The organism is Xanthomonas sp. JAI131, from assembly GCF_013410075.1.
Classification (GTDB): domain Bacteria; phylum Pseudomonadota; class Gammaproteobacteria; order Xanthomonadales; family Xanthomonadaceae; genus Xanthomonas_A; species Xanthomonas_A bonasiae.
In genome coordinates this window covers 1,255,889-1,280,750 of the sequence record NZ_JACCCN010000002.1, presented here as the reverse complement: position 1 = coordinate 1,280,750, position 24,862 = coordinate 1,255,889, and the positions used below count along the sequence as shown (strand labels likewise).

Sequence of the window (24,862 nt, the reverse complement as noted above, 5' to 3'; positions counted from 1 at the left end):
GCGTCGCGTTGACCATCGCACAAGGCGATGTCGGGTGCGTGCGCTGTCCGGAACGAACGCCGTCAGCGCATGCCGTAAGCCATGCTCCCCGCACGAGCACAGTCGTGGGCGACGGCCTCCGTTGCTGTCCGCCAGGCGGCCCTGACCGTCCTCGCCGTCACGAGAAAATGTCCGCCACGTAGCGGCCGTGTTCGCGTTCGATACGGTCGGCCCAGGCATTCGCCGCTTCGTTGCTGACGCCCATGCTGTCGCGATAGATGCGCACGAAGGTGTCGCGCACCGCCGGCGCCATGTGCTCGCCGTCGCCGCACACGAACACGGTGGCGCCTTGCTGGAACAGCGCCGATACGCGCTCGCGGTCCTGCCACATGCGGTGCTGGACATAGGCCACGCCGTCCTGCGGCGCCTGCGAGAAGGCCAGGCGGACATCGACCACGCCCATGTCTTGCCAGCGTTGCAATTCGTCCTTGTACAGGCAGTCGACGTCGGGATGGTCGATGCCGAAGAACAGCAGGGCGTCGCCGACCTCGCGCCCGCCCGCCTTCTGGATCGCGCGTTCCTGCAGGAAGCCATGGAACGGGGCGATGCCGCTGCCGGCGCAGACCAGGATGATCGGCGTGGCCGGATCTTCCGGCGGGTGGAAGCTCGCCTGCGAAGGCCGCACCGCGACCGACACCAGCGCGCCCGCTTCGAGACCTGCCAGATAGGTGGAGGCCACGCCGCGGCGTCGCCCGATCCCCGACAGCGCCGGCGCGTCGAGCACGGCCACGGTCAGCGAACACTGCGCCGGGTCGCGCAGCGGCGAGGAGGAAATGGAATATTGCCGCGCGCGCATGGCCGGAAGCGCGCCGAGAAACGCGCCCAGCGCCAGTTCGCAGGCGGGGAAGCGCTCCAGCAGATCGAGCAGGCTGGTCTTCCTGGCGAGCACCTCGTCGGTATAGGCCGGCTCGGCGGCCAGCGTTTCCAGTGCGGCGCGATCGGGCGGGCAACGCGTGGCGGCGGCCAGTTGCGCGACCTGCGCGCGCGTGGCCGGTTGCGCCAGTTCCACGTAGTCGGCGAGCACCTGCGCCAGCGCGACCGGATAGCCGCTGGGCAGGCCGGATGCGGCACCAGGCCGCTGGCCGATGATGACCTGGGTATCGCTGGCCAGGCCGAAGCGCCGCAGCACGCGCTCGACCTGCGCGGCGGGGTTGCGCGGCAGCACCGCGAGATAGTCGCCGGTGCGGTAGCGCATGCCCTCGGGCAGGGCGATCTCGATGTGGCGCTTGGAGCGCGCGAACGGCGCGGACATGTCGACCAGTTCGCGATTGTCGACGATGCGCCCATGGTCGAGTTCGCTCAGCCGCAACGCGCCGAGCCGTGCGGCCGGCACGATCTGCACCTCCAGCGCCTGCGCGGTGTGCTCCTGCGTCGCCTTGCCCAGCGCCTGGCCGAGGTCCGGCCACAGGCCGGCGTACCAGGCATCGAAGCCGCCGAAGAAATCGCCGCCGGCGTCGGTTTCGCCGCGGGGTCTGACGCGTGCGGCACCGGCCGCCTCCAGCGCGGCATCCACCCGTTTCGGAATCGCCTGGTAGGTGCGCGCCCATTGCCGGTTGCCGGATCCGAACACGGCGTAGCGCACGCCGGCCAGATCGCCGGGGGCCAGCGCTTCCACCCACGCGAGGAAGCGGCGCGCATTGTCCGGTGGCTGGCCTTCGTAGGACGAGGTGACCACCACCACCGCGCGGTCGCGCGGCAGGCGGCCGACATGGTCGTCCAGCGGCGCGACCACCGGCGCATAGCCCTGCGCGGCGGCGTCGCCGCCGATGCGCTGCGCGAACGCCTCGCACGAGCCGGAATTGCCGCCGTACAGCACCAGCAGCGGCGTCCCCGCTGCCGTGCTGGCGGGGGCCGGCGTGGTGGCCGGTGCCAGGACTTTCTGCGGCGCGGACGGCACCGCGCTGCGGCGGCGCAGCGCGAGGTCGTCGCGCCGGCGCGCGCGGATGCGGAAGCCGTCCGGCTTCAGGGTCAGGGTTTCCGCGACGTCGAGCTGGTAGTTCGGATCGACCTGGTCCAGGTCGAAACGTTGCAGGATCATGCTCAGCACCAGCTGCGCCTCCTGCATCGCGAAGCCGCGCCCGATGCAGGCGCGCGCGCCGTTGCCGAACGGTTTCCAGGCATTGGGCGGGAGCCGTTCGGCCGCGTCGGGCGCGAAGCGCTCCGGCCGGAAGGCCTCCGGATCCTCCCACACCTTCGGATCCCGATGCAGGGTGGGAATCAGGACGAGCAGGGTGTCCTGCGGCGTCACCGCATAGCGGCCGGCCAGCGTGGTCGCCTCGCGCGCCGCGACCGCAAACGCCGGGGCGGTCGGCCACAGCCGCAGGGTTTCCTGCAGGATCTGCTCGATGTAGCGCAGTCTGGCCAGGTCCTCGACCTGCGGCGGCTGCGTGCCCAGCGCGGCGTCCACCGCCTGGCGCGCGCGTGCCATCGCCGCCGGGTGGCGCAGCAGCAGATACAGCGCGAACGACAGCAGGCCGCTGGTGGTCTCGTGGCCGGCGATCAGGAAGGTCACCATCTGGTAGCGGATGTTCTCGTCCGACAGCGCCTCGCCGGTCGCCTGGTCGCGTCCGTACAGCATCAGGTTGAGCAGGTCGTCGCGCGCGGCCGCGTTCGGGTCGGCCCGGCGCTCGGCGATCAAGGTGTCGGCGACGCCGCGGATCATCGCCAGGTCGGCCTCGTAGCGGCGCCGGCCGGGCGCGAGCAGGCGGTTGGCGATGTCGGGCCGGCGCGCGCGCGATCCGGCCTCGGCCAACGCGCCCACCATCGCCGCGACGAAGGGGTGCATCTCGTTCTGGTAGAAGCTGTTGAAGCGGTAGTCGAAGGCGCACAACGCGATCGTGTCGAGCGTCAGCCGGGTCATGTTGTCGGCCACGTCGATCACCGCGTCCGGGCCGAACCGCTCCCAGCGCTGCAGCATCTGTTCGGCGATGTCCTCCATGCGCCCGAACATCGCGCGCACGCCGATCGGACCGAATGCGGGCATCAACAGCCGGTGCGCCTTGGCCCAGTTGGGTTCGTCGTTGTAGGCGGTGAACAGGCCGTCGCCGCCGAGGTCGCGCAACGTCTGCAGCGGACGGTGCAACTTCTTCTCGAAGCGGGTTTCGTCGCAGACCTCGTCCACCAGGTCCTGTCCGCTCAGCACGGTCAGCGACAGCGGTCCGCTGTTCAGGCGAAAGATCGGGCCGTGCACCTTGGCCAGCCGCATCAGGCTCTGCACCGGCGCATCGCCATCGAGATGGTGGAAATTGCCGAGCAGCGGCAGCGAACGCGGTTGCGGGATGGTCTGCGTCATGGGGTGCCTTCCTGGGGAGCGTGCAGTGGCGCGACCGGCGCGCGACCGGTGTCGCGATGCGGGGAATGCAGCAGGGTGGCGAGGACGGTGTCGACCAGCCGCGCTCGCGCCTCGCCGGCCGCGATCTCCGGGGCCAGCCGCGCCAGCAGCTGCGGGAACTCCGGCGGCTGGCTCAGCATGCTGTTGAGCAGGACGAAGAACAGCGCCGGATGCGTCGCCTTCACGATGCCGGCCTCGATGCCGGCAAGGATCAGCGCATGGCCGGCCTCGTAGGAGGGACGCAGCAGGCGCTCGGCGACGACGGTGGCGCGCTCTGGGCGTTCCGACACCACGCGCGCGACGAAGTCGCGGACCGCGGGATTGGCCTCGTAGAAGGCGGCCATGATCAGGATGGCGTCCGTCAGCCGCTCGTGCAGCGGGCGCTGGTCGTGGCGGGTCAGCGTCGCCATGGCGTCGAGGCGCGGGACGACGTCCTGTGCGAGCTGGTTCACGCAGGCGTTCCACAGCTCGGCCTTGCTGCCGAAATGCACGCGCACCAGGCTCGGGCTCACCCCTGCGGCGGCGGCGATGGTGCGGATATCGGCCCGCTCGAAGCCGTACCGGGCGAAGCTGGCGGTGGCCGCCGCCAGCAGCGCCTGGCGGCCGTCGGCCTGGTCCTTGCTCGGGCGGCCGCGGGGGCGCGGGAGTGGCTTTGTCGCCATGGTCGGCGCTCCTGCGTAAATGTTCAGTTGTACATTTAATGGCAGTCGGCGACCTTTGCAACTTGGCCGTTCAGCAGGCAGAGCGTTTGCGCGGCTGCTGGCGCAGGCGCGGCATCGCCGCGTTCCTGCCCGAGAAGCGGACGGTGCGCCGTGGCGCGAACTGCGGTGAAATACGTGTCCATCCGTGCCGCAGGCGCGGCCCGATCGGCATGCAGCCTGGTGGGCGCGCGGCCGTGCAAGCGCTGCAAGCCGCAGCGCCTGCCGCTATCGCGGTGCGGCCCGCATGCGCTTCACTTCGGGGTGCCCAGCCCGCCGATGTTGACCATTACCCGCAGGCCGATCACCAGCGCGTTATCCGGCGCGCGGCGCGCGGCGGTATTGCCCAGGATGTCGGGATTGACGATGTACTGGACGTTCGGAACCAGCGACAGCGGCAACTGCGCGACGCGATAGCTGTAGTTGAGTTCGAAGATGGTCTCGTTGCGCGAGATGTCCGGCGCGGCACCGCGCTTGCGCAGCAGGTCGTTCATGTAGCCCTGCTGGTCGGCGCTGAAGCGGTAGTAGTTGGCGACCGCACCGAATCCGTCGCCGGGCCGCGAGGTGAACGGGCCGCTGTAGTACAGGCCGGCGGTGACCTGCAGGTCGTACACCTGGCGCGCATCCAGCGGCGCGGCGATGTTGCCGAACGCGACCAGCATGCGCTTGCCGGCCATGCCCTGCGGCCGGTAGAGCGCGCGTTCGCCCATCACGTAGGTGCCCCAGCGACCGCCGTCGTACATGCGCGCCTGCCCGCCGACCAGGCCGCGCAATCCGCCGCTCCGGTTGTAGCGCAGGTCGCTGTAGTCGGCCGAGTTGTACCAGACGCCGGCCACGTAGCGCGGCGCGCCCCGGCCCAGCGCGGGGTCGGGCTCGTAGCCGACTTCCAGGGTGCCGAGCACGCCGCTGCTGTCGGCGGTGCTCCAGTCCAGGCCGTCGTTGTTCTTGCGCTGCGGATTGAGTTCGAACGCGCCGACCGAGACATAGCGTGCATCGGGCTTGTAGCGCAGCTTCGCGCCCCAGTTGACGTAGGGAAAGCCGACGAAGCCGCCATCGGCCTGGCTCAGCTGGAACGGGCAATCCGATGCGCCGACGAAGCGGCAACCGTAGCGGCTGCGCGCGAATTGCCAGGTGGTGTTCATGCGTCCGGCGACGAGTTGCCAGCGGCCATCGTCGAACGCCTGTTCCCAGGTCAGCTGCGCCAGTTGCGCTTGCTGCTGCTGGTACCAGTAGCCCTGCACCTTGACGCCGTTGCCGATCTGGCGCTGCGACAGGCTGTTGCCGTAGTACCAGGCGCCGGTGACGTGCAGGGTGGCGCCGGGAATGCCGAACAGGCGCTGCAGATCCAGGTCGGCGCCGGCGACCACGCCGCCGGCATTGCGATCGCCGCGCGACAGGCCGCCATCGGCGTTGCGCGCATAGTCGTTGGACCAGACGAAGCGCGGCGCGATGCCGTGTTCGTCCAGCCATCCATCGGTATCGGCGGCCATGGCGGTGGCGGGAAGGGCAGCGGCTGCCAGCAACGAGACAAAAGAGAGGGTTCGGGACATGGGACGCTCCACGGACGAGACGATGCGCCCGCTGGACGTGCGCGGCAGGTGCGCGGCGTCGCGGCAGTGCGCGAAGGGGAGACACCTTCCGGTCGTGGAGCCGCAGGACAGCGTCGCGTCCGTCGGCGACGGACACGGCCTGTGCGCAGATCTGTGGGGGGACCGGCAAAAGACGCGGTGACACAGCACAAAACGCGGTGCGCGGCGCCGATCCGCGAGCCATCGGCGCAGCGGATGGGCCGCGCCACTGCGCGGCCCATCGGACTGGATGGAACCCGTCGGGTCAGGCCACCTTGCCGAGGCCGGCGGCGGCCATCGCGTCGGCGATTTCCTTGTCGGCGCCGTCGGCCAGCGGCAGCAGCGGCGAACGCACGGTGGCGTGATCGAGCAGGCCGCGTGCGGCCAGCGCCCACTTCAGCGCGACCGAGCCTTCCATGTGTGAGCCGCGGTGATAGACGCTCTTGGTCACCGGCAGCAGGCGGTCGTGCAGCGCGCGTGCCCTGGCGTAGTCCTTGGCCTTGCCGGCGGCGATCATCTCGATCAGCGGCTCCGGGGCGATGCAGCCGTAGCCCACCAGCGCACCGTCCACGTCGAACATGGTGTGCAGCAGGTATTCGTCGTGGCAGGTCAGCACCGGCACGTTCGGCCGCTCCTTGCGGAACACCGGGATCTCGGTGTCCCAGCGCTTCATGTTGCGCACGCCGTTCTTCATCGCGATCACGCCCGGCAGCGCGGCGATCTCCAGCAGCGTTTCCAGGTTGTAGGTGGCCTTGGTCACGTCCGGGTACTGGAACAGGATCATCGGCAGGCCGCTGGCTTCGTGGATGGCCTTGTAGCGATCCTGCGGCGCGCCCTTCTGGTAGCCGAAGCGCAGCCAGCCGTGCGAGGGATAGATCAGACCCGCCGAGGCGCCGGCGGCGACCGCGCGCTTGGCTTCGTCGGCGGCCACCCGGGTGCCTTCCAGGGTGATGCCGGCGATGATCGGAATGCGGGCGTCGACGGCGTCGCGGAACGCCTCGATCACCTTGGCCTGCTCGTCGCGCTCCAGGAAGGTGCCTTCGCCGGCGTGGCCGAGCACGGTCAGGCCTTTGACGCCCTCGATGCCGCCCAGCCACTTGCCGATGCGCTTGATCGCGGGATAGTCGACGGCGCCGTCGCGGGTGAACGGGGTGACGGGCGCGGGAACCAGGCCTTTCAGGTCGATGTTGCTCATGCTGTTTTCCTCTTCTTCGGGTCAACGGGGGATGGAGTCGAACGCGGGGCTCGACGTGGGGTGGTACGCATCGAAGGCGCGCGGCGGCCTGCGCCGCCGCGGCCGGCGCCGGGCTCAGGGCGAGAGTTCTTCCAGCGATTTGCCCTTGGTTTCCAGCGCGCACAGCAGCGTCACCGCCGCGCCGGCCAGCAGCACCGCGGCGAAGGCGACGAACACGTAGCGCAGGCCGATGCCGGCGATGACCGCGCCGACCACCAGCGGGCCGCTGGCCGAGCCCAGGCGCAGCCAGGCGCTGCCCAGGCCGGTGCCGATGGCACGGATGCGGGTGGGATAGAGCTCGGCCGAATACAGGTACAGCGAGAAGGTGATGGTCTGCACCGCGGCATAGCCCAGCGCCGCGAACACCAGCACCTGCAGCGCCGAGGTGCCGCCCAGCATCGCCAGCGCCAGCAGCGGGATGCTGCCGGCGGCGAAGGCGACGACGTACCAGCGCTTGCGTCCGACCCGGTCGATCGACAGCGCGCACACCACCGCGGCGGCGACGCCGGCCAGCGAGGTGAGGAAGCCGTAGGCGATGCTCTGCTGCAACGACAGCCCGAAATGCTGGCGGTACAGCGTCGGCAACCAGGTGATGAGGCCGTTGGCCACCAGGTACGAACAGAACCACAGGCACCAGATCACCAGCGTGCGCTTGAGATAGACGCTGCCGAACAGTTCGCGCCAGTCCGAGCGCTGCGCCTTGGGCAGCGCGTTGCGGTCGAACACCGGCGCCGGCAGCGGGCCGTGGCGGCGCTCGGCGCTGCGCTCGAGGTCGGACACGATCGCGTCGGCCTTGTCGTAACGTCCCTTGGACGCCAGCCAGCGCGGCGATTCGAACATGAAGAAGCGCAGCGGGATCATGACCAGCGCCGGGATCAGCCCGACCATGAACATCGCCTTCCAGCCGTAGGCCGGCACCATGAAGTAGCCGATGCCGCCGGCGGCGACCAGGCCCAGCAGGAACATCACTTCGTACAGCAGGAAGAAGCGGCCGCGCTTCTTCGAGCCGATCAGTTCGTTGATGTAGGCGCTGGCCACCGGCACTTCGCCGCCGGTGCCGATGCCCTGGATGAAGCGGAACGCCATCATCGCCGCGGCGCCGCCGGCGAACAGGCAGGCCACGTCCATCGACACGAACAGCAGGATGGTGAACAGCAGCACGTGTAGGCGGCCGATGCGCTCGGCCAGCCAGCCGAAGAACACCGAGCCGAGCAACTGGCCCAGGTAGCCGGCCGACAGGATCATGCCGATCTGCGCCGGCGACAGGTTCCACTCCTTGGCCAGCACCGGCATCGCGTAGGCGATGGCGATCACCGTGTAGCCGTCGAAGAAGGTGGCGGCGCCGACGATGTTGCGCGCCCACCAGACCTGGCGGGTGATGGGCAGGCGTTCGAGCCGGGCGCCGATTTCCGCCTGCGCCTCGGCGGGCGGTAGCGAACGGGCGGTGGCGGCGTTGGCGGTGGTGGTGGGCATGAGCATCGTTGCTGCCTCTCGCAGGACAAGGAGAACCCGGCGCGGGCGCCGGAGCGTCCACGAAGCGGTCGGATTGCAGGGGGCCGGGCGGGCGCCCGGACGGTCAGGTGCTGGGTGCGGTCACGGCGACGCTCCCGCTGGCCTGGATCGCGAAGGCGATGTCCTTGGCCGCGAGCAGGGTGGGTTGGAGGGCGGTGTTGAGCAGTTCGTCGTGGCTGGTGCGCACCGACGGCGCGGCGACGCTGATCGCGCCGAGCGGATAGGCGTCGGCATCCAGCACCGGCACCGCCAGCACGCGCAACCCCTCGGTCAGCATCGAATCGAGGATCACGTAGTTGTCGCGGCGGATGCGGTCGAAGGTGCCGAGCATGGCGGCGATCTCCGGCGCGTGCGGCGCGTGCACGTTCACTCCGGTCACCCGCGTCACTTCCGCCGGCGACAGATGCGCGAGCATGGCCAGGCCGATCGCGGTGCGGGTGCTGGGCACGGTGGTGCCGATGCGGATGTCCACGCCCAGCCGGGTGATGCCGGCACGCACCCGTTCGATGTAGAGCACGTCGGGACCCTGCAGCACCGCGAAGCTGGCCGCTTCGTTGACGTCGCTGACCAGCGCGCGCAGCAACGGCCGCACCACGCTGCGCAGGTCGCGGCGGGCGATGGCGTGGAAGCCGAGGTCCAGCACTTTCAGGGTCAGGCGGAAGCGGCGGCTTTCCGGAAGGCGATTCACGTAGCCCAGCTCGACCAGCGTGTTGAGCATGCGGAACGTGGTCCCCGGATCGAGCCTGGCCAGCGCCGCGATCTGGCTCAGCGACAGTTCCTCGTGTTCGGAGGAAAACGCTTCGAGCACCCGGAACCCCTTCGCCAGCGATTGCACGGTGCTGCGCAGCTTCTTGTCCGCTGCGTCGCCGCTGTCCTCGGCGGCGGCGTCCAACGCGCCTGGGGGGATGGTCTTGGTCATCGGCATGTCCTGGTGGCTATCGTGCGTCGCCAGCTTGCCGAACCGGCTGGCTGGTGTCGCTTGACAAGCGTGTTTCGGATTGCGAAAATTATTTCGAAAGTACATGCCAAGATTCTGCCGGCGCCCTTGCCGCGTCAAGTTGCGCCGCAACATGCGTGGTGGGCGCGGCACAGCCGCGGGTGCGGGTGCGGGTGGCAATGCGACCGCGCGGCGCGCGACGATGCTGGCCAAGGCCATCTGGATGGTGATCGGCGCCATGCCCGATCGAGCGGTTTCGCCATGCCGTGTCGGCGCTCGACCCTCCGCCGGTCCTGTCGTCCTTCCATCGATGCGAGATGGACTGCGGAGCGCCGTGTAGACGGACGTGTCTGCGGATTCGCGGCGCAAGCCGTGCTAACAGACAAGCGAGCGCGGCGCCGATAGCGTGGCGTGCATGGCCCGAACGAACCGTCAGCCGCCGCAACCGCCTGCGCAGAAATGGTGGCAGACGCTGTCGTTCAAACGCGCCGCCGCCGAGGTGTCGGCGGTGCTGGTGCTGGTCAGCGGCACTTACGGATGCGTGCAGTACGTGGAGGTCAAGCCGCTGGAGCGGCGTTTGGCCGAAGCGCAGGCCGCCGCGTGCAAGCCGGCGGCCAGTTCGCCCTCGATTGAGTTCAGCCTGTTGCAGGGCGACAGCCGCGTCCTATGGGAGGGCGCGCTGACGGTGACCAATGCCACGCGCGGCGGCGATGGCGGGAGGACGCGGTTGCGGGCGACGCCGCGCGTGGGTGCGCCGGTCGAGCGCGCAGGGCTGTCGCCGGGCGACGGCTTCGATGTGCCGATTGCCGGACAAGGCACCTATCGGGTCTATCTGAAACGCAGCACCGCCGACTTCATCGAAGTGTCCGTGCTGCATCGGCGTTGAACCGCAGCACGCGAGGCCGCCGCCGCTGCCTCACTGCGCGGTTGCGGTCTCGACGATGGCGCCGTTCTCGTACACGCTCAGCTGGCGCACGCGTCCATCCGCTGCCGGCGCGAACACGAAGCGCAGGTCGCGTTCCTCGGCGAAGAAGCGCGTCGGCGATTCGGCGCGCAGGGTGATGACCAGCGCGCCCGCAGTGAGCTTCAGATGGTCGCCTTCCACGGCGACGCGGATGTCGCCGACCTTCTGGCCGAGATAGGTGCCGGCGTAGCCGGCCAGGATGTCGGGCGCCAACGTCAGATGCGTGGCGGGCGCTACGTAAGTCACCGCGCCGTGCGCATAGCTGTAGATGCGGCGCATGCGCCAGTGGCCGTCGACCGCTTGCCAGAGATTGGTGAACTCGGCCTGGCCGTCCAACTGCTCGGGCTTGCCGTCGCGCTGCACGTAGAAGCGGTGCGTGCCCGACAGCAGCGCGAAGCCGCCGGCCAGCGGATGGAACTGCAGGCTGTCGGCGACGGCCTCGCGGCGCAGGTGCATCGCCGGGTCGGCGCAGGGGCCGTTGCGCAGGGATTGCAGCACCGCGGGCCTGGACGCGGTGAGGCCGGTCCTGTCGTGGTAGAACTCCACGTCGTCGGTGAGCAGCTCGCCCATCGCACGCATGTCGCAGGCGTTGTAGGCCTGCCAGTAGCGCGCATCGGCGGCGCGCACCGCCGCTGCGTCGTCCTCGGCCGCGGTTGCGGCGCCGCTCAGGCTCAGCAGCACGCACAGGACAAGGTGGCGAAAGCGCATGGCGGGCTCCTGCAGCAGGACCGCGATTGCAGCGCACTTCCGCGCCGGCGGCGCGTGCAGTACGTCATGTGCACGAATGGGGCGGCAAGGCCGACGCGTGCGCCTCACGCGATCGCAAACGCGTGAAGGATGCGGATGGGACGCAATCGTCGCATACTGGTCGCGCAGGGGTGCGAGGGGAGGAGCGGTTGGCGGTGCTGAAGCGGGGAGATGGGACATTCAACCGGTTGCTGCACGGCCCGGCCAGATGGCTGCGCGCGGTGCCCATCGCCGATCCGGTGGATCTGCGCAATGCGCCGATGTTCCAGGTGGTGCTGTTGCTGTTCGGGACCTTGCCTGTCGCTGCGTGGCTATATCGCGCGATCGCAGTGCCGGTTGCGTGGCGTCCCGGCGAATTGACCAGCCTGGCGTTGAGCGCGCTGTTCAGCGCGGTCGCGCTGCTGGGTGTGGTGCTGATCCGGTTCGGTCGGTTCCGCTGGGCCGCCTACCAGACGCTGTGCGTATTCGCGATCTCGGTCTTCGCGAGCTATGCCGCCAGCGGATTCGGTGGACAGCGCTTCGAGCAGCCGGTGCTGGTGGTGCCGATGGCGATCGCCGCGCTGGCGGTGGGACGGCCGGCGTTGTGGATGATGTTCGCCATTGTCGCGCTGTCGTTCGCGCTCGGAACGTACGTGGACCTGGGCAATGGCGAGCCGCACGACGTCATCGGAGATGCGCTCATCAGCGGTGTCATCTTCCTGCTGATCGCGGTGGTGCTGGACCGCACGTCGGCCGCGTTGCGGCAGAGCCTGCGCGATGCGCAGGCGCGCGCCGAGCAACTCGGCATCGCGCACGACACGTTGCGGCGCGAAGTGGAGGAGCGGCGCCAGGTCGAAGAGCAGCTGGTGAGCGCCAAGAAGGTGGAAGCGGTAGCGCGCCTGGCCTCGGGCCTCAACCATGATTTCAATCATCTGCTGAGCCTGGTGCTGGGCTACGTGCGCCAGGGGCGCCGCGCCAGCGATGCGCAGGCGATCGGCGCGGCGTTCGATGGCGTCGAGGCGGCGGCCAGGCGCGCCACTGCGCTCAGCGCGAAGTTGCTCAGCTTCGGTCGTCAGGACGAGACCCAGGCCGAGGCGCTCGATCTGCGCGAACTGGTGGCGGCGCTGCAGCCGCTATTGAAACAGGCGCTCAAGCCCGGCATCGCGCTCGATGTCCAGGTGCCGCCTGGGCTGCAGGTGCATTTCGACCGGCATCAGCTGGAGCTGATCCTGCTCAACCTGGTCGCCAATGCCGACGATGCGATGGAGCACGGCGGCACGGTGACCTTGCTGGGCCGACGTGTCGGCAGCGAAGCCTGGCTGCAGTGCCGCGATACCGGTCCGGGCATTCCCGCGGATCTGCACGACAAGATCTTCGAGCCGTTCTTCACCACCAAGCCGGCCGGCCAAGGCACCGGGCTCGGCCTGGCGATGGCGAACGGGCTGATGCAGCGGCATGGCGCGCGGATCTGGATCGACGCCGAGACCGGCACCGGCGCCGCATTCGTATTGAGCTTCCCGCACGAGCATGCGCAGCCGCCTGCGATGGCTGGCGCGAATGGCGGGGAGGGTTAGCCGCGTGGCGTGCGCTCGCTGCCTGGCGTATGCCGCGCGCGTGCCGTCGCCTTCTGCGAGCGGCCGGCGATGACCGCTTCGCAGGGCCTGGTGCTGGACGGTGTGCGCATCGCGGTGGTCGAGGACGACGCCGAGCTGTGCGCGATCATCGTCGACGAGCTGGCCCACGAAGGCGCGCAGGTGCTCGGCTTCGGCAGCGCCGAAACGCTGTACCGGCATCTGCTCGGTCATGTTTGCGATCTGGTGGTGCTGGATGTCGGGCTGCCGGGCGAGGACGGCTATTCGGTGGCGCGCTATCTGCGGCAGATCGCGCCGCAGGCGGGCATCGTGATGCTCACCGGCCGCGGCGCCAATCCCGACATGACCCGCGGCTTGCTGCAAGGCGCGGATATCTACCTGGTCAAGCCGCTGGATGTGGAACTGCTGATCGCCGCACTGGCCAATCTGCGTCGGCGCTTGCAGCCTGCCGCATCGCCGGAGGCGTTGCCGGCGCAGGAATGGCGCTTGAGCGACGACGGCTGGACGCTGTCCTCGCCAGCGCAGCGCACGCTGGCGCTGACCGAGGCCGAACGCGGCCTGCTGAAGGCGCTGTTCGCGCAACGCGGCGCGCCGGTGGATCGCGACACGCTGATCGCGGCGGTCACCGACGCGCCGTGGGACTTCGATCCGCACCGCCTGGAGGTGCTGGTGCATCGCCTGCGCGCACGGGTGACCGCGGCCACCGCCGCGACGCTGCCGCTGCGTGCGGTGCGCGGGCAGGGATATCTGCTGGGCGACAACGCCTAGTCTTCGTCGCATCCGCATCCGCATCCGCATCCGCGTCGCGCGCGGAGCCGACGCCACGCGATCGGTAGACAGAATGCCGCGTTTCATCCGCCATGCCGGCGTGCCGCCTCCCGTCACAGTGCGGCCATGGGCCGCATCTCATTGCCATTGCGCCATGCGTCTCGCTGTACGTGTGAGGAAGTGAGAGCGAACGCGAACTGCTGCTACTGACTGCCTGCGCGCCCCTGCGCAGAATCCGCGCCACCACACCGGCAGGCCTCGCCTGCGCTTTCGGGGTGGGTACCGATCCCGATCGTCAGCGCGCCCCGCACGGCCTAGGCCTGGGGCGCCGGTTCGTGGGTCCGGCTTGGATGCTTGGGGAGAGAGAGGCACATGGATCATTTGATGCGCGGCAGCCGTGCGGCTGCACTGCGGGCGTGGGCGCGTGCCGCCTGCGAACACCACCGGACCACGGCGTCGTCGGGGCGACGCTTGCGGTTGCTGATGGCCGTCCTGCTGTCGGCCGCGCCTGCGCTGGCCGCGGCCGCGGACCTGCAGATCACCAACCTGTCCGACACCGGCTACGATCCCACGCCGGCCGGGGGCAGCGTGATCTACAGCGTCACCGTCGAGAACAGTGCCGCCGATACGGTCAACAACGCGGTGGTGATCTTCGACCTGCCCGCCGGTGCCCAGGCGGGCTCGCCGTTGCCGTCCTCCTGCAGCGTGGCCGCCGGCAACGCGCAGCGCATCGAATGCCGGGTCGGCACGCTGGTCGGGACCTTCTCTTCCAACGGCGCGCCGGTGACCTTCCAGTTGCCGGTGAGCACGGTCGGCCTGGCCCCGGGCACGATCGAGATCCGCGGCGCGATCGGCGTGGAAACCGGCCTGCCCGCGGCGAGCACGCCGATCGCCTCGCTGGCCGATGCCGATCCGTTCTTCGCCGGCGACAGCAATGCAGCCAACAATCGCCGCCTGGAAGCGACCACGCTGGAATCGGCGGGCGACCTGAGCGTGGAGAAGACCGCCACGCCGAACCCGGTCGTCGCCGGCGCCGAGGTCACCTATACCGTCACCGTGCGCAACGCCGGACCCAGCGCTTCGGCCGGCTTCACCGTGGTCGACACGCTGCCGGCCGCGGTGCAGTACGTGGCCAACAGCTTCAGCGGCAGCGGCTGGACCTTCAACAGCGGCAGCATGACCGCCACCCACGCCGGTGCGCTGGCCAATGGCGGCAGCAGCAGCTTCACCTTCCGCGCCCGCGTCACCGCGGCCAGCGGCAACATCGTCAACACCGCACGCGTGCAGGCCGGCTCCACGCCGGATCCGTTGCCCGACAACAACACCGGCAGCGTGACCACCACGGTCACCGCCGGCGCCGACCTGGCGCTGAGCAAGAGCGTCAACCCCTCGCCGGCGATCTCCGGCCAGCCGGTCACCTTCAACATCCAGGTGCGCAACCAGGGGCCGAGCGCCGCGGTCAATCCGCGCTTCGTGGACAACCTGCCCACCGGCTTCCTGGCCACCGGCGGCACCGTGCCGGCCGGCTGGACCTGCACCAACAGCAACGGCGACGCCACCCGCACCTGCGCGTTGAACGGCAGCCTGGCGGTCGGCGCCGTAGCCGATTTCACCATCGAGAGCACGGTGCCGGCGTCCGGCACCAACAGCAGCGGCGACGTCACCAACAGCGCCACCGCCAGCGCCGACACGCCGGACGCGAACAGCACCGACAACACCGGCAGCACCACCTTCACCGTGCTCGCCGACGGTGCCGACCTGTCGCTGCAGAAGACCAAGACCCCGGCGCTGGTGCCGGTGTGGAGCGGCATCGGCAGCGATCTGGACAGTCGCATGACCAGCAGCATCGTCGTGCGCAACATGGGACCGCGCCCGGCGACCGGCCAGGTGCAGACGGTGGATACGCTGGCGACCGGCGAAGAGCTGTTGCAGCCGGACGGCAGCGTGGCGCAGCCGGGCGTGGCGTTCGCCAGCGGCGCGTGGACCTGCACCGTGGACCAGGCCTACAGCGGCTCCAGCGTGCAGCACGTGACCTGCGACCTCGGCGCCGGTTCGCTGCCGCTGGCGGTGGGCGCGCAGGCGCCGACGCTGCAGTTGCTGACGCGTGCGCGCAGTTCCTCGGCCAACCTGCTCAACAACGCCTGTACCGGCGGCTCCGGCGGCTCGATCGAGCCGCTGACCGGCAACGGCATCGACCGCGATCCGGAAACCGGCAACGACTGCTCGGGCGCGGGCACCCGCACCACCGACGAGCGCGCGGACCTGTCCATCGCCAAGCAGACCAATGGTGCCGGCGCTGCCGACAACGTGCTGGCGGCCAACCAGGACACGCTCAGCTACACCCTGACCGTGACCAACAACGGCCCGGACAGCACCACCGGCGTGGTGGTCAACGACACCGTGCCCGGCTTCGTCAACGGCCGCACCCAGATCAGCGTGACCGCCGCCCCGGTCGGCTGGAACTGCGCCATCAACGGCGCCTCGGTGGTCTGCCGCTCCGGCACCAACGCACTGGCCAACGGCGCCAGCGCGCAGATCGTCATCCAGGTCAAGCGCGCGCTGTTCGACAGCTTCAACCAGCCCGCCGGCACCTGCGGCGGCACCGCCATCAGCGGCGCGTTCTGCAACACCGCCGGGGTCGGCATCGATGCGGCCGTGGCCGGTTCGGTGGGCGAGCTCAACGGCAACAACAACCAGGCCTCGGACTGGATCCGCATCGCGCGCGTGGCCAACGTCGCCACCACCGCCAAGACCATTTCCTCTGGCACGCCCGGCCGCGCCGGCGTCAACACCACCTATGTGATGTCCTACATCAACCGCGGCCCGTCGACGGTGCCGGGGGTGATTTTCCGCGATGTGTTCACCCTGCCGGCCAACGATTCGGGCTTCGTGCTGGTGTCCGCGCAGCGCACCGGTGCCGGCACCCAGGCCTGTACCGCCAGCGCTGGCGCCGGGGTGACGGTCACCGTCGACGCCGGCGGCACCTCCTACGCCAATCCGACCGGCGCGCCGGCGCAGGTCACCGTGCAATGCCCGGCGCTGCCCTCGCTCACCAACGAGCAGACCGAAACCCTGCAGGTGGTGATCCGGCCCAACGTCAACAGCGGCAACACCGGCCGCCAGTTCGACAACACCGCCGACTTCGTGGTGGACCTCGATGGCGACGGCAACGGCGATGCCACCGCGGGCACCGACGGCGACGGCAACACCTACGACTTCAATACCGACACCAGCGACGACAGCAAGAGCGCGCAGCTGCCGTTCGAGGCCGGCCAGGTCGACCTGATCACCAACAAGGTGGACACCGGCTTCACCGGCGGCGTGGATCCGCTCGGCTTCGACGCGACCAATGCCGCGGCGAACCTGATCACCTACCGCATCACCATCCGCAACAACGGCCCGTCGGTCGCCACCGACGTGCGCCTGGCCGACACCTTCACTCCGCCGTCCGGCCGCACCGTCACCTTCATCGGCGCCTCGGCCACGCCCACCGGCACCTTCGATCCGGCCGCCTGTTCGGTGACGTCCGGCAGCAACCCGACCGTGGGCGCGGTGCAGGTGCTGAACTGTCTGATGCCCGGCATCGGCTTCAGCAACAACGTCGCCGGCGTGGTCGCGTCCGGCCAGACCAGCACGCTGTACCTGCGCTACCGCTACGACACCCCGCCCGGCGCGGCCGGCGACACGGTCAGCAATCTGGCCCAGGCCACGTCCGCCGAGACCGACAGCAACACCGCCAACAACGGCGCCAGCCAGGAAACCACGATCCGCGCCTCCGCCGACGTGGGCGTGAGCAAGCACGTGATCACCACCGCGCCCGATGCCGATCCGGATGCGGCGCTGCCGGCCAACGCCACCTCGGTGGGCCTGCGCCAGCCGTTCTTCTACGTCATCGACGGCATCAACAACGGTCCCGGCGCGAGCCTGTCGCGCGACCGCAGCGGCAGCAGTCCGCTCAACGGCACCGGCACCGTGGTCAGCGACACGCTGCCCGCCGGGCTGGTGGTCGTCGGTCAGGTGACCTGGCAGAAGAAGGGCCCGATCCCGGGCGGCGGCGGTGGCGAAGTGCCCAACGGCACCGGCAACTGCAACCAGGCCTCGGCGACGCTGACCTGCAACCTCGGCGACGTCACCGTGGGCGGCAAGCTGCGCATCGTGGTGCCGGTGCGCTGGGATGCCTATCCGGGCGCGTCGGCGATCAACAACACCGCGACCATCACCACCGAGCAGGTCGATCGCGTCCCGCCGAACAACACGTCCACCGTGCCGATCCTGGTCACCCGGGCATCGCTGGCCGGTACCGTGTTCGAGGACCGCGACCGCGCGGGCGGCAACGGCGGCGTTCACCAGAACGGCGAACCCGGCATCGCCGGCGTCACCATCGTGCTGAGCGGCACCGACGCCTACGGCAATGCGGTCAACCGCAGCACCACCACCGCGGCCGACGGCAGCTACAGCTTCGACAACCTGTCGGCGGCCGGCGCGAGCGGCTACACGCTGACCCAGACCCAGCCCACCGGCTATCGCAACGGGCCGGTGGATCCGCCGGTCGCCGGCGCCAGCGCGCCGTCGCTGGGCGGCACCTATGCCGCCGGCAGCCCCAACTCCAGCTACACCACGATTCCGGTCGGCGCGTCCGACGCGGCCGTGCGCTACGACTTCCCGGAAGTGCGTCGTCCCAGCCTGTCCGGCCGGGTCTACGTGGACCTGAACTTCAACAACGTGCGCGACGGCGGCGATCCGGCGATCGCCGGCGCCACCGTGGAACTGCTCGATGCCGTCACCGGCGCGGTGCTGGCCACCACCAGCACCGACGGCAACGGCGCCTACCGCTTCGACGACCTGGATCCGACGCTCACCTACAGCGTGCGCGAGCCGCTGCCGAGCGGGCAGTACAGCAACCGTCCCAGCGCGATCAATCCCGGCCAGATCGGCGGCGCGGCGTGCGCGGCGGGCACCTGCGTGGCCGGCACCGCGGTGGCCGCGCCCGGCGGCCCGGATGCGGCCAGCACCGACCGCATCTCGCAGATCCAGCTGGGCGCGGGCCTGGACGGCACCGAGTTCAACTTCGGCGAGAACCCCAGCGGCAGCGCGATCCAGGGACGGGTGTGGCGCGACGACGACAACGACGGCGTGATCGACCCGGCCGAGACCGGCCTGGCCGACGTGGAGCTGGTGCTGACCGGCACCGACCAGAACGGCCAGGCGGTGAACCTCACCACCAAGACCGATGCGACCGGCAACTACAGCTTCATCGGCCTGCTGCCGGGCACCTACACGGTGACCGAGCCGACCCAGCCGACCGGCACCCTCAACGGCAAGACCGTGCCAGGCGACAAGGGCGGCACCGCCACCGGCGTGACCACCACGCCGTCGGCGATCGCCACCATCGTGCTCGGCGCCAACCAGCAGGGCCAGCACTACGACTTCGGCGAAGTGGCGGCGTCGTCGCTGTCCGGCCGCGTGTACTACGACAACGACGACAACGGCGTGGTCGGCAGCGACGAATCGGGCATCGCCAACGTGCGCGTGGTGCTGACCGGCACCGACGATCTCGGCGCCGCGGTGCAACTGAGCGTGCAGACCGATGCGCAGGGCAACTACCGCTTCGAGAACCTGCGTCCGGGCACCTACACGGTGACCGAACCGGATCAACCGGCCGACACCCGCAACGGCGTCACCAGCGCCGGTACCGTTGGCGGCACCACGCATGGCGTGGCGACCCCGCGCGAGACCGTGCCGTCGGCGATTTCCGCGGTGGTGCTGACTCCGGGCGCGCAGTCGATCGACAACAACTTCGGCGAGATCGCCAACACCCCTGACCTGGTCGTCAGCAAGCTCGCCGACCCGGTCAAGTTCACCGTCAACAACACCGCCCGCTACACGATCAGCGTGCGCAACATCGGCCCGCGTCCGACCGCCGGCGTGTACCAGGTGCAGGACCGCCTGCCGCCGGGCGTGACCCTGGCGGCGCTGCCCACCGGCAACGGCTGGACCTGCGCCGGCGCGGTCGGTGCCGACCGTTTCAGCTGCGACGCCAGTACGCTGATCGCGCCCGGACAGACCGCCAGCGATCGCATCCACGTGCAGGTCGCGGTCGGTGCCGCGGCGGCGACCGGCAACCCGGTCAACAACGCGGTGCTGGTGCAGGGCGGCGGCGAAGACGCCACGCACAGCCCGACCCCGGCCGAACGCGGCGCGTTCGAGGGCGACGTGACCCAGCTGCCGGTGTGCGATCCGGCGATCACCCAGAACGCCTGCCGCGTGCCGACCCAGGTGCAGTTGGCGGCCTCGGTGTCGGGCACGGTGTGGTTCGACGTCGGCAACGACGACACCCTGCTCGACGGCGGCGATCGCCGCCTGCAGAACTGGATCGTCGAACTGGTCGATCCGACCAGCGGCCAGGTGGTCAAGACCACGCTCAGCGCCGCCGACGGCAGCTACCGCTTCGGCGACGTGATCCCCGGGCAGAAGTGGCACATCCGCTTCCGCGATCCGAGCTCCGGGGTCATCTGGGCGTTCCCGGTCAGCGGCGAGACCGCTTCCGGCGCCACCGCCCCGTGCGCGGCCGACGCGGCGATCAGCAACGGCAGCAACAGCTCGTGCCGGGTCAGCGACGGCGGCATCAGCCAGCTGGAAGTGGTGCTCAAGGCCGGCGAGAACCTGCCGCAGCAGAGCCTGCCGGTGGATCCGTCGGGCGTGGTCTACGACGCGGTCACCCGCGACCCGGTGCCCGGCGCGATCGTCACCCTGGCCCCGGTCGGCGTCTGCGCCGGCTACGACCCGGCCACCAGCCTGCTCAACGCCGCGGCCGGCGGCTACCGCATCGACGGCAACGCGGTGTCGATGACCGTCGGCAACGACGGCTACTACCAGTTCCTGTTCGGCCCGGCGGCGCCGGCGCGTTGCGAGTTCGAGCTGACAGTGACCCCGCCGGGCGGCTACGTCTTCGTCTCCACGCTGATCCCGGCCGAAGGCAGTTCGCTGTCGCCGCCCGGCGCGGTGGGCAGCAACTACCAGGTGCAGCCCAACGCACTGGCGCCGACCGGTCCGGTCGGCACCGCGACCCAGTACTACTTGCGGCTGTTCGCCGGGTCGGCCACCGCCGGCATCGTGCACAACCACATTCCGCTGGACACCGCGGTGGCCACCGGCCTGGCCATCACCAAGACCGGCGACCGCCAGACCGCCGAAGTGGGCGATACCGTGCAATACACCATCACCATCCGCCAGACCGCCGGCAGCCCGCTGCAGACGGTGAACGTGGTCGATCGCCTGCCGCGCGGCTTCACCTACATCGACGGCACCGCGCGCGCCAACGGCGTGGCCGTGGCCGAGCCGCTGGGCAAGCCCGGCCCGACCCTGGGCTTCGCCACCGGTCCGATCCAGGTCGGCCAGCAGATCGCGCTGACCTACCGGGTGCGCATCGGCGTCGGCGCGCAGCAGGGCGACGGCATCAACCGCGCGCAGGCGCACGGCTGTTCGATCGCGGGCGGCTGCATCGATCCGGTCTCGCTGCAACCGCGTTCCGGTTCGTTGCCGTCCAACCAGGCGCAGTACCGCGTGCGCGTCAGCGGCGGCGTGTTCACCGAGGAGGGCTGCGTGCTCGGCAAGGTGTTCGTGGATTGCAACGTCAACCACGTGCAGGACCGCGAAGAGCTCGGCATTCCCGGCGTGCGCCTGTACTTCGAGGACGGCACCTGGGTGATCAGCGACTCGGAAGGCAAGTACAGCTACTGCGGCCTGCCGCCGCAGAGCCACACGCTGAAGGTCGATGCCAGCACGCTGCCGGTCGGCTCGCGCCTGACCACCAGCAGCAACCGCAATCTCGGCGATGCCGACAGCCTGTTCATCGATCTCAAGAACGGCGAACTGCATCGCGCCGACTTCGTCGAGGGCAGCTGTTCCAACCCGGTGATCGAGCAGGTCAAGGCGCGCCGCACGCAAGGCGAAGTGCGCGCGCCGGAAACCGAAACCGGCCATGCGCCGCTGCGCTTCAGCAGCAAGCCGCTGCGCGCGCCGCAGCAGGGCACCGACAGCCCGGCGCAAGCGCCGATCGTCAAGCCACGCGGCACCCCACCGCCCGATGTCACCGTTCCTGCGGAGGTGCAGCCATGAGCCGGCCCGTCACGACGCGCCGCCTGCCGCGGCTGACCCTGCTCGCCTGCGCCCTGGCCGCGCTGCCGGCGCTGGCCCAGCAGACGGTCGGCAGCAGCCGCTTCACCCCGGTGCTGGGCGAGGCCGGCACGCTGTACCCGCGCACGCCGAGCAGCGCCGATGCCGCCGCGCAGACGCTGGCGCCGCGCGGCACGCTCGACGCGCACGCCGCGCAGGGCATGGACCAGGTGCAGGTGGAGGTCGACCGCGATGGCGCGCCGGCCGACGGCCAGACCCCGGTGCACGTGACCGTGCGCCTGCTCGACGCCGCCGGCAAGCCGTTGCAGGGCGAGCACTTCGCCACCGTCGAACACACCGGCGGCCGCATCCTGCTGCCGGGCTCGCGCACCGACGAACTGGGGCCGGGCGCGGCCGATGCCGACAAGGTCACCCCGGGCGTGCAGCTGCCGGTGCGCGACGGCATGGCCGAGTTCGACCTGCTCGCGCCGGACCAGCCGCAGGACGTGGTGCTGCGGGTCAGCGCCGGCGGCCACAGCGCCGAAGGCACGATCGGGTTCGTACCGGAAATGCGCGAGATGATCGCCACCGGCCTGATCGAGGGCGTGATCAATTTCGGCCGCCGCGACAACAGCGGACTGATCGCGCCGGTCGATCACGACGACGTGTTCGAACGCGATATCCGCCGCTGGGAAAAGCAATTCAACAACGGCAAGGCCAACGCTGCCGCGCGCACCGCGTTCTTCGTCAAGGGCCGGATCAAGGGCGAATACCTGCTCACCGCCGCCTACGACTCGGACAAGGACGTGCGCGGCCGGCTGCTGCGCGACATCCAGCCGGAAGAGTTCTATCCGGTGTACGGCGACTCCTCGCTGCGCGGCTTCGACGCGCGCTCGGCCGAGCGCCTGTACGTGCGCGTGGACAACCGCCGCAGCTATCTGCTGTACGGCGATTTCCAGACCGGCGACACGCTGGCCACCGCGACCGGCGTCGGCGCGCGCAGCAGCATGCCGCAGCGCAGCCTCGGCACCTACAACCGCACCGCCACCGGCCTGGGCTGGCACTACGAGAACGCACGCGTGCGCTCCAACGTGTTCGCCATCCAGGACTCGCTGCGCCAGGTGATCGAAGAATTCGCCAGCCAGGGCAGCGGCCCGTACGCACTGCGCAACAACGCGGTGCTGGAAGGCAGCGAGCGGGTGGAAGTGGTCGTGCGCGACCGCAACCAGCCCTCGCGGATCGTCTCGGTGCAGCCGCTGGCGCGGTTGGTGGACTACAGCTTCGAGCCGTTCTCGGGGCGCATCCTGCTCAACCAGTTCCTGGCCTCGTTCGACAGCGACCTCAATCCGGTGTCGCTGCGCATCACCTACGAACTCGACCAGGGCACCGAGCGCTTCTGGGTCTACGGCGCCGACGGCCAGCTGCGGCTGACCGATGCGCTGGAAGTCGGCGGCGCGGTGGTGGACGACCGCAACCCGTTCGCCGAATTCCGCATGGGCAGCGTCAACGCCGGCTACCGCTTCGGCCCGAATACCGCGATGGCGGTGGAATTCGCGCGCACCCAGAGCGAGATCAACACCAACTCGATCAACCAGGTCGCCACCCCGGGCCTGCAGGACCTCAGCGGCCGCGTCGAAGGCGATGCGTGGCGCGTGGAGTTCGGCCACGACGGCGACAAGCTCGACGCCAACCTGTTCGCCGCGCGCACCGATCCGGCGTTCAACAACCCGGCCTCGCCGCTGTTCGGCGGGCGCGGCGAGTACAACGTCAAGGTCGACTACCACCTGACCGAGCGCGTGGAGTTGTATGCCGAAGGCCTGCGCAGCGAGGACCGCAATCCGGACGGCGGCAAGCGCGATGCCGGCGGTGCCGGCGTGCGCGTCGGCGCCACCGAAAGGCTCACCCTGGACGTCGGTGTGCGTTCGATCCGCGAGACCGTCGGCGCGTACTCGCCGTGGTCCTCGGGCCTGGGCTACGGCAACACGGGTGGTCTGACCGGCGGCTTCGCCACCGGCTCCGGCGGCGGCGCGCTCGGCTACGGCCAGCAGCCGCTGGATCCGTTGACCGGCCTGCCGGTGATCGGTTCCAGCAGCGCCGTCACCGGCACCGCCAGCGACCTGCCGATCGGCACCCGCCTGGAATCGGACAGCGCGCGCATCGGCGCCGGCTACCGCGTCGGCGCCAAGCTGTCGCTGGGCGCCGAGTACGAGCAGAGCGTGTCCGGCGAAGACCGCAACCGCATCGCTGCCGGCGTCGATTACCAGGTGCTGGAACGCAGCCGCCTGTACGGCCGCTACGAGAAGCAGACCGGCCTGACCAGCGCCTACGGCATCACCACCACCGACCGCGAGGCCGATGCGCTGGTGTTCGGTATCGACAGCAGCTACGTGCGCGACACCCAGGCGTTCTCCGAGTACCGCATGCGCGATGCGATCAGCGGCCGCGACGTGCAGGCCGCCTCCGGCATCCGCAATACCTGGGACGTGCGCGAGGGCGTGCGCCTGAGCAGCTCGGCCGAACACGTGAAGGTGTACGACGGCAACACCGGCGATGCCACCGGCCTGGCGCTGGCGCTGGACTACGGCGTCAACCCGCTGTGGCGCGGCTCGGTGCGGGTGGAGTACCGCATCAGCGGCGACGTCGCCCAGACCGCGACCGACGAGGCCTTCGACACCACGCTGGTGCAGTTCATGCTGGCGCGCAAGCTCAGCCGCGACTGGACCCTGCTCGGCCGCAACTACCTGCTGCAGACCAACTACGCCGCGCGCGGCGACGTGCTGCAGAACCGCTTCCAGCTGGGCGTGGCCTACCGCGATACCGATACCAACCGGATCAACGCGCTGGCCCGCTACGAGTACAAGCTGGAGCGCGACGAGAGCGGACTGACCCTGCTCGACGGGCAGGCGGTGGACGGCAGCAGCCAGGACATCAGCAGCCGCGCGCACATCGTCTCGACCCATGCCGACTGGCATCCGTCGCGGCCGTGGTGGCTGACCGCGCATGTGGCCGGCAAGTGGCAGCAGGACCGTTTCGCCTATGCCGACGGCGGCCGCGTGGACAGCCGCTTCCATGCGGTGCTGGTGTCCGGGCGCGTGGTCTACGACATCACCGAGAACTGGGACATCGGCGTGCTCGGCTCCACCTTCCGTGGCCAGAGCGGTTCCAACCAATACGCCTACGGCATGGAAGTGGGCCGGCTGCTGCGCCAGAACCTGTGGCTGTCGGCCGGCTACAACTGGTCCGGCTACACCGCCGACCGCGACCTGTCCGGTTACGAGTACACCCAGCAGGGCGTGTTCCTGCGCCTGCGCTTCAAATTCGACGAAGACCTGTTCCGCCGGGATCCGGTCCGTTACCGCGACCCGGCGCGCTGAGGAA

The 24,862-nt window shown here is 70.0% G+C and carries 12 protein-coding genes; 5 read left to right on the top strand and 7 right to left on the bottom strand.

Annotation, left to right across the window (positions count from 1 at the left end):
* Nucleotides 1-157: 157 nt before the first annotated feature.
* The 6 genes from HDC36_RS12075 to HDC36_RS12050 form a co-directional block, all read right to left on the bottom strand.
* Nucleotides 158-3,331, bottom strand: coding sequence for a cytochrome P450 (locus HDC36_RS12075; protein ID WP_179567560.1), 3,174 nt, complete (start codon nucleotides 3,329-3,331; stop codon nucleotides 158-160).
* A complete protein-coding gene (locus HDC36_RS12070) occupies nucleotides 3,328-4,032 on the bottom strand; it encodes a TetR/AcrR family transcriptional regulator (protein WP_179567551.1) in 705 nt (234 codons plus the stop codon). Before HDC36_RS12070 ends, HDC36_RS12075 begins: the two co-directional genes overlap by 4 nt.
* Before the next feature lie 290 nt (nucleotides 4,033-4,322).
* Nucleotides 4,323-5,618: a carbohydrate porin gene (locus HDC36_RS12065; RefSeq protein WP_179567549.1), complete on the bottom strand. Its 1,296-nt coding sequence runs from the start codon at nucleotides 5,616-5,618 to the stop codon at nucleotides 4,323-4,325.
* A gap of 283 nt (nucleotides 5,619-5,901) precedes the next feature.
* The gene (locus HDC36_RS12060; protein WP_179567547.1) at nucleotides 5,902-6,831 is read right to left on the bottom strand and encodes a dihydrodipicolinate synthase family protein; all 930 of its coding nucleotides are present in this window, start codon (nucleotides 6,829-6,831) and stop codon (nucleotides 5,902-5,904) included.
* A gap of 114 nt (nucleotides 6,832-6,945) precedes the next feature.
* Nucleotides 6,946-8,343, bottom strand: coding sequence for an MFS transporter (locus HDC36_RS12055; RefSeq protein ID WP_179567545.1), 1,398 nt, complete (start codon nucleotides 8,341-8,343; stop codon nucleotides 6,946-6,948).
* Between the two features lie 103 nt (nucleotides 8,344-8,446).
* Nucleotides 8,447-9,301 (bottom strand): IclR family transcriptional regulator, encoded by an 855-nt coding sequence (locus HDC36_RS12050; protein WP_179567543.1) that lies wholly within the window; start codon nucleotides 9,299-9,301, stop codon nucleotides 8,447-8,449.
* A 433-nt stretch (nucleotides 9,302-9,734) separates the two neighbouring features.
* Between HDC36_RS12050 and HDC36_RS12045 the strand changes: the two genes are divergently transcribed.
* Nucleotides 9,735-10,205 (top strand): hypothetical protein, encoded by a 471-nt coding sequence (locus tag HDC36_RS12045; RefSeq protein WP_179568065.1) that lies wholly within the window; start codon nucleotides 9,735-9,737, stop codon nucleotides 10,203-10,205.
* A 30-nt stretch (nucleotides 10,206-10,235) separates the two neighbouring features.
* Here HDC36_RS12045 and HDC36_RS12040 read toward each other — a convergent pair whose 3' ends face one another.
* The gene (locus HDC36_RS12040; protein WP_179567541.1) at nucleotides 10,236-10,991 is read right to left on the bottom strand and encodes a DUF4440 domain-containing protein; all 756 of its coding nucleotides are present in this window, start codon (nucleotides 10,989-10,991) and stop codon (nucleotides 10,236-10,238) included.
* Nucleotides 10,992-11,185: 194 nt separating this feature from the next.
* On the opposite strand from HDC36_RS12040, the gene HDC36_RS12035 reads away from it, so the two are divergent.
* The 4 genes from HDC36_RS12035 to HDC36_RS12020 all read left to right on the top strand — a co-directional run bounded on the left by HDC36_RS12035 (nucleotide 11,186) and on the right by HDC36_RS12020 (nucleotide 24,858).
* Nucleotides 11,186-12,583, top strand: coding sequence for an ATP-binding protein (locus HDC36_RS12035; RefSeq protein WP_179567539.1), 1,398 nt, complete (start codon nucleotides 11,186-11,188; stop codon nucleotides 12,581-12,583).
* Nucleotides 12,584-12,652: 69 nt separating this feature from the next.
* A complete protein-coding gene (locus HDC36_RS12030; RefSeq protein WP_179567537.1) occupies nucleotides 12,653-13,369 on the top strand; it encodes a response regulator transcription factor in 717 nt (238 codons plus the stop codon).
* A 483-nt stretch (nucleotides 13,370-13,852) separates the two neighbouring features.
* Entirely contained in the window at nucleotides 13,853-21,487 is a 7,635-nt protein-coding gene (locus tag HDC36_RS12025; protein ID WP_179567535.1) for an SdrD B-like domain-containing protein, read from the top strand.
* On the top strand, nucleotides 21,484-24,858 hold the full coding sequence (locus tag HDC36_RS12020; RefSeq protein WP_179567533.1) for a hypothetical protein: 3,375 nt from the start codon (nucleotides 21,484-21,486) through the stop codon (nucleotides 24,856-24,858). The genes HDC36_RS12025 and HDC36_RS12020 overlap by 4 nt, the downstream gene beginning before the upstream one ends.
* Nucleotides 24,859-24,862: the final 4 nt, after the last annotated feature.